A 14,245-nucleotide genomic window follows, 5' to 3' on the forward strand; every position below is an offset into this window, starting at 1 on the left:
CCTGGTAAAACAACGACTTTTGCACCATTGTCAACAGCGTTCTTGATCTGATCCTTATAACCAGCAGTATCGAATGAAGCAGGTTTATAATATTTATAACCTTTATCATTCTTAGTTCCATACTCTTTTACCGCTTCCCAAGCTGACTGGTTGAACGACTTATCGTTAATTCCTCCAGAGTCAGTGACTAAAGCGATTTCTGGTTTTTTAGATTCTTTACCTGAACCGCAGCCAACGAGTACCATTGAAAGTACTACAGCAGATGCCATAAGCTTTTTCATATTATTCAATTCCTCCTTTTGATATATAATCATTTTAACACTTTAATGCTACTTTATAAAGTGTTACCGCTTAATTAATCAAAAAAAGAAGATATCCTAAATATCTTCTTCGCTATAACCTCGAATATAAACTTCCCTTGGTTTAGAACCTATCTGTGGGCCAATAACACCATTTTGTTCTAACTGATCCATGATACGAGCTGCTTTATTATAGCCGATTCTGAACCTTCTTTGTAATAAAGAAGTACTTGCACGTTGTTCTTTAATGACAAATTCACGACATTCTTCATATTCTTCTTCTGTATCATTTAAAGAATCATTGACTGAAGATCCGCCATTTGATACTTCTTTCGCATTGACATAATTATCATCATAGTTTGCATCCATCTGTTTAGAAACAAACTCTACAACACGACTCACTTCTTCATCTGCCACAAAAGCACCCTGTACACGTACTGGTGAGCTAGAACCCATTGGACTAAAGAGCATATCCCCTTTTCCAAGCAGTTTTTCAGCTCCTGTTGCATCTAATATTGTACGTGAGTCAACACTAGAAGATACTGCAAAGGCAATACGTGATGGAATATTCGCTTTGATAACACCAGTAATAATATCAGTAGATGGTCTTTGTGTTGCGACAATAAGATGAATACCTGCCGCACGTGCCATCTGTGAGATACGCATAATACAGTCTTCTACTGTTTTAGAAGCGACCATCATTAAATCAGCTACTTCATCTAGGATGACAACATGATAAGGCATGATTTCTTTTTTATCTTCTTCTTTGGCTTTTTCATTAAACTTCTTTGCATAGACATTATAAGATTCCATATTACGCTGTCCATTATCTGCGAACACTTCATAACGTCTTTCCATTTCTGCAACAACCTGCTGTAATACTCCAGCTGCTTTTTTAGGATCAGTGACAACAGGAGATAATAAATGAGGTACGCCATTATAGTTAGATAATTCAACCTTTTTAGGGTCAACAAGAATGAGTCTTACTTCATCCGGTGTTGCTTTCATAAGAATAGAAGTAATAATAGAATTCACACAGACTGATTTACCTGAACCAGTTGCTCCTGCAATAAGTAAATGAGGCATCTTATTGAGTTCTGCAACAATCAAGTTACCAGATACATCTTTACCAAGTGGAACAGCTAACTTATTATCCCATGTATGATCACGCATAGAAAGCTGATAGACTTCATTAAATGGAACCATAGCTGCTGTCTTATTAGGTACTTCGATACCTATATAAGGCTTGCCTGGAATAGGTGCTTCAATTCTAATTTCTTTTGCAGCTAAAGCAAGCTGAATGTCATCTTGTAACTGTAATATTCGATTGACACGAGTTCCTGCTTCTAACTTGATTTCAAATTTAGTAACAGTGGGTCCAATATAGAGATGTACTACATTCGCATTGACACCGAATTCTTCAAACATGTTTTCAAGAATCCTGCCTGTGCTTTTTGCATGTTTGGCTTCTTCTGATAAGTTGCCAGTATTACGAATAGGATTCAATAAATCAAATGAAGGAAGCTGATAAACAGCATCTTTGTATTCCATCTTTTTAGGTCTCTTCTTTTCAATATCAAGACGCATGCTCTTTTGATTGAAAGTGAGGTCAATATCTGGTTCCTTTAAAGGTTCTTTCTCTTCAAATACTTTATCTGGGAAGAATCCTTTTTCTTTCTGTTTAGGGGCAAAGAAATCTTTGACTTTAGTTTTCTCTTTCTTATTTTCAAACACTTCTACTGCATTTTGTGCTTCCTGTTCATTCTGTTTTATCTTATATTGATGAATATACTTACTAGAGAATAATACAAGACCAGCTAGCAGCAAAATAATACCAAAAATAAGAGTTCCAATAGGAGAAAATAAAGCACTTAAAGGGGCATATAATAATGAACCGATAAGACCTCCGCTTGTCACACCATCATGCTTTATATAATTATTCATACTACCTGTTGAATGCATATTACCGGCATATGTACAAATAAGCAGTATACCAATAATCATCATAATCAGTCCTACTGCCTGAGGACCCTTCCATTTAGGAGACTCACCCTTAACAACAAAATAAGCAGATATAATAGAAAGTATGATAAGAATAGGATAAATCATCATACTACCAAAAATATAAACCATAAGTGTATGGAAAAATCTACCTACGATTCCTAATTGGCATATGCTTATAAAGAATATAAATAATAAAAACAAAGCAATTAATCTTGTTTTTATCTTATTAGATTTATTTTCTTCTTTTTTCGGCTGTTTTGATACAGGTGCTTTTTTAGGCTTTTTTGTTTTCTTTTCAGCCATATTTTCACTCCCTTCCATAGTTGTAAAAAGCAGGAATAAATCCTGCTTAGATTTCTACTACAACACCAATAAATACAGGTTTTTTTCCTGTTTCTTTCATAATATAACGCATAGATAGTTCTTTCATCTCATTACGTATATCCTGAACATCCATCTGGGGATCATCTTTTAACTTAGAGACAACGCCTTCACAGATGTTAATGATTTCTTTGATGACATAACCAGAATCCTTTAAATAAACAAATCCTCGAGTCTGACAGTCTGTCTGGGCAATAATTTCTTTTGTACGTGCATCAATAGTGACACCCACAACAACAATACCATCATTAGATAATTGAATACGGTCATCAATAACCTTTTCACCCACATCTCCAACGCCGATACCATCAATCATGACATCTTCGATTTCAATAACTTCTCTACCCTCTTCAAGTTGTCCATTTTCGAAAGTACACTTTTCACCATTATCTAAAATCACAATATGATCATTATCAATACCCATTTCATTTGCGATATGTGCATTGGCTACAAAACGACGGTATTCACCTTTAATTGGTACATAGTATTTAGGGTTAAATAACTGAATAAATACTTTAATGTCTTCAATAGATGCATGCATTGAAGGTAATTGTTTATTCTTAAGAATATGAACATCTGCTGGCGTTCTGAATAAATCATTCTGAGCTTTATTCGCAATCTTTTCTGTACCAGGTAGTACTGGAGAAGCAACAATAAATGTATCGCCTTCTCTGATCTTTAATAATTCATCTCCACCATCAAGAATATCACAAATATCACTATAAATAGTATTAGGTGCACCACTCAAAAGGATAACATAACTTGAATCCTTAGCGGGAATACCAACATTTTCTTTCTTGCCAAGATATTTACTTGGAACAGTAATAACAGGCTTATGTGTTGTTCTTTCTAGACGAATAATACTATTTGTCTGGTCATATTTATCACGTCCATAGAAGACAATCTGACGATGATACTTTTTAGTGAGTTCGACAATTTCTTTTGTTCTAAAGACATTCTGGGCATAAGAAGAAATAATAATTCTGCCAGATGCATCTTCAAACATAGATTCAATCTTATTTGTAAGTTTGTGATTTGGTGAAGTATAACCAGGATTGCTTGCTCCTGAAGATTCAACCATTAAGGCAAGAACGCCTTTCTTACCAATTTCCATCATCTTTTGGATATTACATCTAAATCCTTCAGGAGAACCAAAATCAATAATAAATTCTCCACCATAAACAACATATCCATCAGGTGTCCAGATAGCAACACCAACACTTCCTGGAATAGAATGTGTTTCAGGGAAGAATTCTACTGGAATACCTGCAATCTTAATAGAATCATCACGTCTTACACGAATCAATTCCATATGAAGATTTTTTTTCTGATGTCTCTGATAATGATCAATCATCATTTCAATTAAATCGGCTGTTAAACTAGGTGCATAGACAGGAACACCCTGAACTGCATTCAATAAGTAGGGAAGTGCAGCCATTACATCATTATGTGCATGTGTAATAATAATAGCAACAATATCCTTCTTTCTTTCAATTAAATAATCAAAACTTGGAATGATAATATCAACACCAAGTTTATCCAAATCTGGGAAACGATAACCAGCATCAATGATGAAGATCTTTCCATTAACTTCTATACTGTACATACTCTTGCCTACTTCGGCCTGACCACCTAGAGGCATGATTTTAACATTATTGTGTTTCATAAAACTCCTTTCAATATGTTCAACTTATCACATTTAATATATTTTAGCATATCTTTCTACTCTTCTCAAATAGAAGCCGTTATAATGAAGCAGGAGGTTTTTATGGTACACATCATTTTTCTTACAATACTTGCCTATTTTGCGACAAGACTCAGTCCAATACGCAATAATCTATCGGGTGTCATGAGCATGGCACAATATCATTATCCAATGCAGTGCTTCTTTTTTGTGTTTTTGATGTATTACTGGTATCAGCTCTATAAGATAACCAAACGCAAAGCACTTGTCCATATATCAGGGATATGTCTCATAATTAGCTTATTTATGCCCTTTAAAAGATCAAGTCATGATTTCTTTTCAGAATGTCACACTTATGCTGGTTTTATTGGAATCGTATTTGTAGTCATCACTTTCGCAATGATTCTCTATGACTTACATCAAACCAATACATACTTAGCTTATAAATTATTACAGCTATTGATGTCATTATGTATCATGTTAACGACTGTACTATGCTTTCTCGCAGATATTACAGGTCTTTTTGAATGGCTTGCCTTTTTGTCCTTTATCATCTTTTTAGAGGCTTATAAACGCTCTATTTGATGTTATCTTTTAGATAAGCAGCACTTGGATGTTTTTCATCATAATAGACAGCGACTTCCTGCCCTACTCTTAAAGTACCTAATACAGGTACTTTTCTTTTTGACTTAAACAAAAGTAATTGTTTTGCTGGCTTTAAAACAGCTTCTTCTTTAAGAGCATATACATGATGATCCACCACATATCTTACTGTTAATGTAATTGTTTGACCTGTATTTACTATATTAATGATTGAACCAGTTGTTTCTGTCATACTAATCACCCTGCTTTCGTAGGTATTATAGCACGATTTGACTGATTGTTTTTAGTATAAGATACATTTTTTAATAAGGGACTTTCACTATTTTCAAACATCTTTTTAATAATATCTTCTCTGATATTACATTCATCTAGCATTTCAGTGTTTTTAATCAAAATTGCAGCACTCTTAACTGGAATAGTTACCAGCTGAGCGAGTTCCTTTTGACTTACTCTGCGTTTACTTGTCAAACATAAATATAATCCTAATATAAGTGAATTTGGATTATCTAGACATTCAGAAAAAACAGTATGTGCGAGTAGATCTTCTTTATGGCCACATTTTGCACATATGAAGCATCTGTTTTCCTGATCATATATATAATGAGAATTGCCACATTCCTCACAATGATAGCCTTCTGGCCACTTAATATTATAAAAGAAACGAATTCCGGCAAGGGAATCATTCATATAAATATTCATCAAACGATATAAAGAGTGTTCATTTTTTAACATATTCATCACCAATTCCTTTCTACATCTATGATTATAAAGGATTTTAATAAATATTTCTCGTAAGATAGCACTCATAATGCCTATAATAAGGTGTTATAAATAAATTCTTTTTAAAATAATGTACAAAAAAACCTCGGATAAACCGAGGTAATTGCTAGATGGCGTCCACGAGGGGATTCGAACCCATGACCGCACGCTTAGAAGGCGTGTGCTCTATCCAGCTGAGCTACGTAGACATTTCTCTTGACTGCTCATGTATAATAACATGCCAAGAGATGCAATGCAAGCCTTTTTTTACATAAAAATACTTGTATTTTCTTCAAAATTAAGAAACACATGGTTTATTCAATTTTTTTTGAATATTATAAATCATGAAATTCTGGAACCATTTGACTATAAGTACAATATTGTTTAAAGCCGAGTTCTTTTAGTTCTTTTTTTGTATCCTCTATATAAGCACCTAAATGATCTTCTTGATGACTATCACTGCCGATTGTAATAATTGTACCACCTAGTTTTAAATATAATTTTAAGATATCTCTAGAAGGTGTCAGGTCACCTATCTCATAACGTACAGAAGAAGTGTTGATTTCAATTCCTTTGCCATCTTTTATGACTGTCTCAAGAATTTGCGTAATCATTTCTTTGTGGTTATTAAAACTGTCATAACCATCATGATCATCATAACGTTTAATAAGATCCATGTGACCTAGAACACTATAATCATGATAGAGATTCACGACATCATATAACTCCTGATAATATCTTTCATAATATTCTTTTTCTGTTCTACCCTTTTGGTAATCTCCTGTCCAGAATTCCAGATCACCTACCTGATGAATAGAAAGAATAATAAAATCAAAAGGATATTGTTTAAATAGAGCGTCATATTTTGGAATGGTATGTACCTGAATACCAAATTCCAATCCAAACTTTAAAGTCATCTGGTCTTTATATTTCTCTTTTAAGTATAGATATTCCTTATAATATTCAGGATAATCAACATTAGAAATTGGCTGACCATTAAGATATACGGGACCAAGAGGATCATCTACATCTCTTTTGCTTCCATAATCAACATGGTCAGTAAAACATAATTCATTTATTCCTTTTTTGATACCATCCTTAATAACATCTTCCATTTTGTACACTGAGTCATCACTATAGATAGTATGAACATGATAATCGCACAACATAATATTCACCTCAGTTTTATATTAGCATGAAAAAAAGGATGCGTGAACATCCTCTTATTAAGAAATTCTTCCATCTTTCATTTCATAAACAGTATCTGCAATATTCATAGTAGATACTCTGTGAGAAACGAGTACGATTGTTTTTTCTTCTGAAGATTCTTTTAATGATTTCAAGATAATCCCTTCATTAAGTGAATCAAGGTTTGAAGTGGGTTCGTCCATAAGGATCATTTGTGCATCATGCAGAAAAGCACGGGCGATGCCGATTCTCTGCTTCTCACCACCAGATAAGGTATCCCCTAATTCTCCTACTTCTGTATCATAACCATTTGGAAGAGTCATGATGAAGTCATGAATCGAGGCTTTCTTAGCTGCTCCCATAATTTCAACACGTGTTGCCTTTGGTTTTGCGATTGCGATACTATTCGCAATTGAATCATGTAAAAGATGCGTTTCCTGAGTGACATAGCTTTCCATGTCACGAAGATGTTTGGTAGGAATCTGCTTGATGTCTTCTTCATCTATTGTAATGGCTCCTTGATTGACATCCCAGAAGCGCATGAGTAATTTAAGTAAAGTAGATTTACCAGAACCACTGACACCATGGATACCTGTAATCTTTCCTGGTTCAAGTTTTAAAGAATAATCATCAAGAATTGTCTCATCTTCATAAGAGAAAGTGACATGATCCATTAATCCCCCTTTAAATACATTGCTGCTTTTCATGTCCCCTTCTATTTCCTCAACTAAGGGCTTTTCTTCAAGTAATGAAAGAACGCGTTCACCACTTGCGAGAGTTTGATTCAGGTTATTAGAAAGACTAGATAAAGCAACAACTGGTCCAAAAGATCCCATCATTGATAGAGTACATGTAATAATACCCTCAAAACCTAATTGATGGTTTAGATAAAGTGACAATGTTAAGAAAAGTATTCCAAATGAAGCAAGTAAGATAACCATATTTGTGATAGAACGCTGTGCCCCTTCTCTAAAGCTTAAATATTCTTGCTGATCAGCAAGCTCCTGAGAACGTCTAACAAGTTCTTTTTTTCTTTCGTCTCCCTGTCCATACTGGATGGCTTCATCTAAACCACATAGTGAATCTAATACAAAGCTATTTAATTCACCAAAACGAGTTCGAAAAGCCATTCCTTCTTCACTCCCTAATTTACCATTAATAATAGGAATAACAACGCCCACAACAATTTAAGCCACCAAAGCAAGTAATCCTGCAAGAATATGATAATGACCAATAAAGACTACCATGATTAAAGAAGTCAACAAAGCAATCGCAATTGGTGAAATAGTGTGTGCATAAAATACTTCAAGAAATTCTATATCTGTTGTAATGATGGAAATAAGATTTCCTTTATCACGAGATTCCAATTTTGCAGGGCAGAGCTTCTGTAATGCTGCAAATACCTTATGGCGAGTAATAGCCAATAATCTAAATGCGATACAGTGATTACAGTATTGTTCAAGATAGTGGAGAATTCCACGTAATAAGGCAATAATGATCATTGTTGTCATGATTGTTTTAACAGGTATAAAGACAAGTCTTGTGTTTCTCATTCGATAAAAAAGTACTGGGATCAGTCCATGCTTAACCACTTGTTCTGCAAGTATAGTAAGGAAGATGGCGCATAAATAACCTATTGTACCAAGAAGTATTGCAGCTACCATAACAATTAAAAGAGGTTTGAGTAAACCAATGAGTTGTCCCATGATTTGAATTGCACTTCTACGTTTTTTTTATTCATTATACAGTTCCTTCCTTTCCATAGTTTTCTAAAGCAATCTGACTATCATAAAGGTGCTGATAAGCATCATTTTGCCTCATCAATTCTTCGTGTGTGCCATTTCCCTTGACTTCACCATCTTGTAAGAAGTAACTCACATCACTCTTAACAACATTTGCCAAACGATGAGAAATAAGCAGTACAGTCTTTATTTTAGCTAATTCATGAATGACATTCATGATGAGTTCTTCACTTTCAATATCTATTTTAGAAGCCGCTTCATCAAAAATATAAACAGAAGCATTTTTCTTTAGTAGAGCACGGGCAATCGCCAATCTTTGATATTGACCCCATGATAAATTAGAGGCTTTTTCTAATAGCTTTGTCTGTAATCCATCTTGTGTGTTAAGAAAACCTAATAGATTGACCTTTTCAAGTACATCTTCTAATTTCTGCTTGGTAGCATCAGGACCTGCCATACGTAGATTATCTTCAACTTTGCCTTTAAATAAATAACTATTATGTCTTACTAAAACAACATGATTCATTAAATCTTTTTCATTAATATTATTGAGATGAACGCCACCAATTGTAATATCTCCTCTATAGCCTTTATTCTTACCTGCAAGAATACCTGCAATTGTGCTCTTACCACATCCAGGTTCTCCCACAAGTGAAATAAAAGATCCTCTAGGTAATGTCATATTAATGCCCTTTAATATATCTCTATTCTTTTCATAAGAGAAATGAGCATCATTCAATATGATATCTAAATTACTATGAGGTAATAATTCCTTGCCTTTACTTTCAATTGGTAGATCAAGTATCTTAAATATCTTATCACTTGTTGCCATACCATTCATTGCAATATGGAAGAATAAACCAAGCAGTCTTAAAGGTAAAAAGAATTCACTAGCAAGAAGAATGATATAAAGCGTACCTGACATAGAAATATGTCCATTGAGGTATTCTGATAAGGCAACAATCATACCGACAGCTGCCCACCATAAGCCATGATATCCATCACACTGATGGAATTAAGCTGCATTGTAAGAACCTTCATTGTTATTTTAAGGAACTTTTCAGATTCTTTATCCATTTCTTCAGCTTTCATCTTATCAGCCTGATAAATTTTTTAATGTAGTTAACCCTTGAAGATTTTCCAGGAACGAATCTCCAAGTCCTGTATAGACTGACCAGTAATTACTTAAAAGCTTTTTCGCAAACTTCTGAACAGCAACAATGGAAATAGGAATAAGAGGAACACAGATCAGCAGTATAATACTCGCTTTTAAATTAACCTGGCTAAAAATGATAAAGAGTGTAATAGGAGCGAGTAAACTATAGAAGAATTGAGGAAGATACTTTCCAAAATAAGTTTCTAACTGTTCAACCCATTCTGTAGAGACCTGTACAACTTCAGAAGAAGATACATATTCGTTATAAGATGCGCCTGTACGAAGGATCTGGTCATAAATCTTTTCTCTTAATATACGTTTGACATCAACACTGACAAGATAGATGAGCGTGCACTCATACGTTCACATATATAACGAATAACGATTACTCCAAGCAATAATAGAAATGTTGATTTAAGAATACCAAAAGTAAGCGTGTTTTTTAAAACAGCATCTAATAGTTCAGCAATTGTAAAAACGCCTTTGATTTGTGCAAGTAAAGAAATCCATTGCCAGAAGACAGTATATATAATATATTTTTTAGAATACGACAATAGTCTTATGAGTCTTGTTTTGATTATGATAATATTATTTCTTTTATACTACATAACATATGCCAAAAAGCTGTTTTTGGATCATAGATAATCATTCTTGGTCCTGCGTAACGCATGACCTGTCTGATTCTTTCTCTCATCTCCGTTTTATAACAATGTACCTTGCAGTGTGCACAGAATGTTTTTTTTCCATAAATGGGCATCTTTGACTACGTGTTTGTGCATAATCGAGCAGTTCCTTACAATCAGGATATAAATTTTTTGTATGATGATTTTTTGAACAATAGAGATGAATCATCTTTTCTGTAGTCTGTTGTTCTTTAAGTCTTTTCTTTTCTATTTGCCTCTTCCTTGTTTATAGTCTTAATGCGAATAAATAAATATAAAATATGAAAGATGCATACAATAAATATACATAGTCTACCTATAGGAACATTTTTCATACATATTAATCCAATCAACATGACTACTGTAACAATCCCCATAATCTTGTATTTTGTCATTAGTGTCATGGATCTGTTTTCTACAAAGCTATTAAGATACTTCTTATTGAGTTTTGTATGCATAAACCAGTTATGCAGCGTTTCCGAACTTTTTGTAAAAAAGTATACTGTCGTCATATAAAAAGGAACAGTAGAAAGTATAGGAAGAACAATTCCTATAGTACCAAGAAATAAGCTAATAAAGCCTAATAGTATTCAGATGTATTTCATAGTCATCCTCTTATTTAGTCTTAACTAACATATGTTAGTTATGTAAAACTTACGATATTATATTTGAAAATAATTAATTGTGTCTACACTTATAATTATGTAAAAAAATACTTGCATTACATGAAAAGTCATGATATTATACTTGAGCAGTCAAAAAGTAATGTCTACGTAGCTCAGCTGGATAGAGCACACGCCTTCTAAGCGTGCGGTCATGGGTTCGAATCCCCTCGTGGACGCCATCTGAAAATAACCTCGGATTAACCGGGGTTTTTATTTTGAGAAAACCTATATAAAGGTTTTAAATCATATTTCTTTCGTTTTTGTTAGTTTTAAGTATTGCATAATGTTGTATAGTATGGTAATATGAATGCGCAGTCGGAAATCAAATGTCTACGTAGCTCAGCTGGATAGAGCACACGCCTTCTAAGCGTGCGGTCATGGGTTCGAATCCCTTCGTGGACGCCATCTGAAAATAACCTCGAATTAACCGAGGTTTTTATTTTATCTTGGACTAGAGTTGCTCTCTAGTCTTTTTCTTTATTACGTTAAATTAAAAGAGACGGCGTTTTAACCGTCTCTCAGGTAAATATTTTATCTATTAGAATAACGTGATAAGAACTGCTGAGCACGTTCTGTCTTAGGATGTTCAAATACTTCTTCAGGTGTACCCATTTCTGCAATAACACCCTGATCCATGAAACATACTACATCGCTGACTTCTCTTGCAAACTGCATTTCGTGAGTAACAACAGCCATTGTTAAACCTTCTTTTGCAAGTTCCTTCATTACATCTAATACATCCCCTACCATTTCAGGGTCTAAAGCACTTGTAGGTTCATCAAATAGAAGAACTTCAGGTTTCATGCATAATGCTCTTGCAATGGCTACACGCTGTTTCTGACCACCAGAAAGCTTTGTGCTTGATGCATCCGCAAATTTATCCATACCAACAGCCTTAAGCTGTTTCATAGCTTCCTCACGTGCTTCTTCTTTAGATTTCTTTAATACTTTGATCTGTCCAATCATACAGTTTTCCAATACTGTCTTATTACTAAATAAATTGAAGTTCTGGAATACCATACCTACCTTACTACGATAAGTAGAAGCATCCATATCTCCCTTTAAAATATTCTGACCATTAAATAAGATTTCTCCTGCATCAGGAACTTCTAATAAGTTAATACATCTTAATAATGTACTCTTACCAGAACCACTTGAACCAATAATAGTCACAACCTTACCACGTTCAATAGTAAAATCAATATCATTAAGAACACGGAGGTTTCCAAAATGTTTTTCTAAATGTTTAATTTCAATGACTGTATCCATTTTTTTCCTCCTTATGCGCAGTTATCCTTGATAGTTACTGTGTTTGTCTTATTGATTTTCTTTTCAATGTAGTTAAGCGCGAATGTTGCAACAGTTGTAAGAATTAAATAAAGAACAGCAACAACAAGATATACTTCAATATATCTCATATTAGTACCAGCCACTGATTGTGCCTGGAAGAATAATTCAACAACTGAAATTGCATTTAACATACAGCTGTCTTTAATATTAACGATAAACTGATTACCAAGTGATGGGAATGTATTCTTGATAGCCTGTGGGAAGATGATATTGATCATTGTCTGAGTATTTGTCATGCCTAAAGACTTAGCTGCTTCCATCTGTCCAGCATCAATAGACTGGATTCCACTACGAATGATTTCAGCCATATAAGCTGCTGTATTGATTGAAATAATAACCATACCTGCAGTGAAGTTATTCCAATTTAATACTGGCTTAAATAAATAATAAAGGAATACGGCCTGTACCATCATAGGTGTTCCACGAAATACCCATACATAAAAGCCTGTAATAAAACGTCCTAACTGTTTAAAAAATCTTGTAACTGGCTTATCTAGAGGATCTAGTGGCACACAACGAATAGCGCCAATAATAAGACCTAAAACAAGACCAGCTAATGTACCAACAACCGCAAAAGCGATTGTCATCTTAATACCATACCAGAACAGAGGCCAGTTATTAATTAACTGGCTCCATGCATATTGAAAATCTATTTTCATTTTATCTCCTATTTATCAGTAGGTGCTCTTTTAACAGCATCTTCCATGATTTTTAATCTTTCTTCCTGTGAAATAGAGTCTAAAGCCTTCTGAATATTTTTAAATTCAGCTGTTTTACGAGTATTATTCTTTAATCCAATTGATACTGCAGTATCTACATTGAAGTTATGACCATCTGCAAACTTAACAATTGCAAGATCTGGGTTGGCCTGTACGATACCATTCGCAACTGGTAATTCTGCAGTAATACCATCTGTATCACCCTGCTGTAAAGCTACAACTAATTCTGGGTAAGTTGATTTAGGTGTCTGATGTTTTACACCCTTGATCTGGTCAATGATTGTATCATAGTTTGTATTCTTCTGACCTGTTACCTTATAACCTGAGAACTGCTGGATATCATTGAATGAAGTCATAGTGCTGTTCTTTCTTACAATCATAACCATTTCACTTTGATAATAAGGTGTAGTGAAATCTAATCCTTTTTCACGTTTCTTATCAGCAGTCATACCTGCGATGATTGCATCAATTTCACCAGATTCTACAGCTGGCTGTAAACCATCCCATGCAATCTTCTTTACAACAAGTTTTTTACCTAATTTCTTTGCGATTTTGCTGGCAATGACAACATCATAACCATCTGCATAACCTGCACCACCATCTAATTTAACAGCAGTATCTGTCTTCTTAGAAGTCTGCCAGTTAAATGGCTGGTAAGCTGCTTCCATACCTACTGTAAAAGTATTGTCATCTGATTTTGGAGATGATCCACATCCTGATAATACAAGTGCTGCTGCTGCAAGCGTAATTAAAGTCTTTTTCATAATTATTTCCCCTTTCTATATAAAAATAGAAAAAAAGCCATACGTTATCGTATAGCTTTTAACGATAAGATAACGCCTCTTCATCATGAAGGAGTGAGACAGGTATTTCCTGAATCACCAAGACAACAAGCTGCCGCTTATCTTCTTTCGGCGATGATTACCTTTCATATGATTCTTAGTCTGCCGACTCCTCATATTACTCTGATGCATCGCTTCCTCTATCTTTATATTTGACTTTACATGCTCATTATAATAGGAAGATATAAAAT

14 protein-coding genes, 3 tRNA genes, 2 pseudogenes and 1 riboswitch are annotated in these 14,245 nt (G+C 34.2%); of the genes and pseudogenes, 3 read left to right on the plus strand and 16 right to left on the minus strand.

All coding sequences use genetic code 11. The features are described 5' to 3' along the window. From B2S90_RS06595 to B2S90_RS06605, 3 genes are all read right to left on the minus strand, one after another. A partial coding sequence (locus B2S90_RS06595; protein ID WP_286696761.1) for a BMP family ABC transporter substrate-binding protein occupies positions 1-281 on the minus strand: 281 nt, incomplete at its 3' end. 96 nt (positions 282-377) lie between these two features. Beyond that, positions 378-2,606, minus strand: coding sequence for an FtsK/SpoIIIE family DNA translocase (locus B2S90_RS06600; RefSeq protein WP_055288725.1), 2,229 nt, complete (start codon positions 2,604-2,606; stop codon positions 378-380). Between the two features lie 46 nt (positions 2,607-2,652). Then, a complete protein-coding gene (locus B2S90_RS06605; RefSeq protein WP_147556363.1) occupies positions 2,653-4,350 on the minus strand; it encodes a ribonuclease J in 1,698 nt (565 codons plus the stop codon). A 102-nt stretch (positions 4,351-4,452) separates the two neighbouring features. Between B2S90_RS06605 and B2S90_RS06610 the strand changes: the two genes are divergently transcribed. Continuing rightward, a complete protein-coding gene (locus B2S90_RS06610; protein WP_278779989.1) occupies positions 4,453-4,953 on the plus strand; it encodes a hypothetical protein in 501 nt (166 codons plus the stop codon). Here the strand turns inward: B2S90_RS06610 and B2S90_RS06615 are convergent. From B2S90_RS06615 to B2S90_RS06660, 10 genes and pseudogenes are all read right to left on the minus strand, one after another. Then, a complete protein-coding gene (locus tag B2S90_RS06615) occupies positions 4,946-5,203 on the minus strand; it encodes a DUF3592 domain-containing protein (protein WP_270467616.1) in 258 nt (85 codons plus the stop codon). The two genes, B2S90_RS06610 and B2S90_RS06615, sit on opposite strands and share 8 nt — an antisense overlap. Positions 5,204-5,208: 5 nt before the next feature. Continuing rightward, complete coding sequence (locus B2S90_RS06620; protein WP_286696762.1) at positions 5,209-5,703, minus strand: hypothetical protein; 495 nt, start codon at positions 5,701-5,703, stop codon at positions 5,209-5,211. A gap of 159 nt (positions 5,704-5,862) precedes the next feature. Next, positions 5,863-5,939: transfer RNA gene (locus B2S90_RS06625), tRNA-Arg, on the minus strand. A 126-nt stretch (positions 5,940-6,065) separates the two neighbouring features. After that, entirely contained in the window at positions 6,066-6,899 is an 834-nt protein-coding gene (locus tag B2S90_RS06630; RefSeq protein ID WP_286696763.1) for a histidinol-phosphatase HisJ family protein, read from the minus strand. A 57-nt stretch (positions 6,900-6,956) separates the two neighbouring features. Beyond that, positions 6,957-8,624 (minus strand): annotated as a pseudogene (locus B2S90_RS06635) (amino acid ABC transporter ATP-binding/permease protein). Positions 8,625-8,658: 34 nt separating this feature from the next. Further along, positions 8,659-9,627 carry an ABC transporter ATP-binding protein/permease gene (locus B2S90_RS06640; RefSeq protein WP_286696764.1) on the minus strand — a complete coding sequence of 323 codons (969 nt, stop codon included), beginning with the start codon at positions 9,625-9,627 and terminating at the stop codon, positions 8,659-8,661. Next, positions 9,624-9,752, minus strand: coding sequence for a hypothetical protein (locus B2S90_RS06645; protein WP_270467612.1), 129 nt, complete (start codon positions 9,750-9,752; stop codon positions 9,624-9,626). Before B2S90_RS06645 ends, B2S90_RS06640 begins: the two co-directional genes overlap by 4 nt. 4 nt (positions 9,753-9,756) lie before the next feature. Beyond that, positions 9,757-10,161, minus strand: a complete 405-nt coding sequence (locus tag B2S90_RS06650; protein ID WP_338122063.1) for an ABC transporter transmembrane domain-containing protein — start codon at positions 10,159-10,161, stop codon at positions 9,757-9,759. Positions 10,162-10,393: 232 nt separating this feature from the next. Further along, positions 10,394-10,710: pseudogene (locus B2S90_RS10935) on the minus strand (nitrous oxide-stimulated promoter family protein). Beyond that, positions 10,691-11,068 (minus strand): YbaN family protein, encoded by a 378-nt coding sequence (locus tag B2S90_RS06660; protein WP_286696766.1) that lies wholly within the window; start codon positions 11,066-11,068, stop codon positions 10,691-10,693. The pseudogene B2S90_RS10935 and the gene B2S90_RS06660 overlap by 20 nt, the downstream one beginning before the upstream one ends. A 177-nt stretch (positions 11,069-11,245) precedes the next feature. On the opposite strand from B2S90_RS06660, the gene B2S90_RS06665 reads away from it, so the two are divergent. Beyond that, a tRNA-Arg gene (locus B2S90_RS06665) sits at positions 11,246-11,322 on the plus strand. A 149-nt stretch (positions 11,323-11,471) separates the two neighbouring features. Further along, positions 11,472-11,548 (plus strand) — tRNA-Arg (locus B2S90_RS06670). Between the two features lie 126 nt (positions 11,549-11,674). Here the strand turns inward: B2S90_RS06670 and B2S90_RS06675 are convergent. Genes B2S90_RS06675 through B2S90_RS06685 form a run of 3 tightly spaced genes read right to left on the minus strand, consistent with a single transcriptional unit; the run spans position 11,675 to position 13,976 of the window. Then, positions 11,675-12,412 carry an amino acid ABC transporter ATP-binding protein gene (locus tag B2S90_RS06675; protein ID WP_147556366.1) on the minus strand — a complete coding sequence of 246 codons (738 nt, stop codon included), beginning with the start codon at positions 12,410-12,412 and terminating at the stop codon, positions 11,675-11,677. Positions 12,413-12,423: 11 nt separating this feature from the next. Continuing rightward, a complete protein-coding gene (locus tag B2S90_RS06680; protein WP_286696765.1) occupies positions 12,424-13,152 on the minus strand; it encodes an amino acid ABC transporter permease in 729 nt (242 codons plus the stop codon). Between the two features lie 8 nt (positions 13,153-13,160). Next, a complete protein-coding gene (locus B2S90_RS06685) occupies positions 13,161-13,976 on the minus strand; it encodes a transporter substrate-binding domain-containing protein (protein ID WP_278861526.1) in 816 nt (271 codons plus the stop codon). Positions 13,977-14,038: 62 nt separating this feature from the next. Then, a riboswitch (Lysine riboswitch) is annotated at positions 14,039-14,205 on the minus strand. Positions 14,206-14,245: the final 40 nt, after the last annotated feature.

The sequence above is a fragment of the Catenibacterium sp. UBA627 genome, assembly GCF_002299355.1.
In the GTDB taxonomy this organism is placed as follows: domain Bacteria; phylum Bacillota_I; class Bacilli_A; order Erysipelotrichales; family Coprobacillaceae; genus Catenibacterium; species Catenibacterium mitsuoka.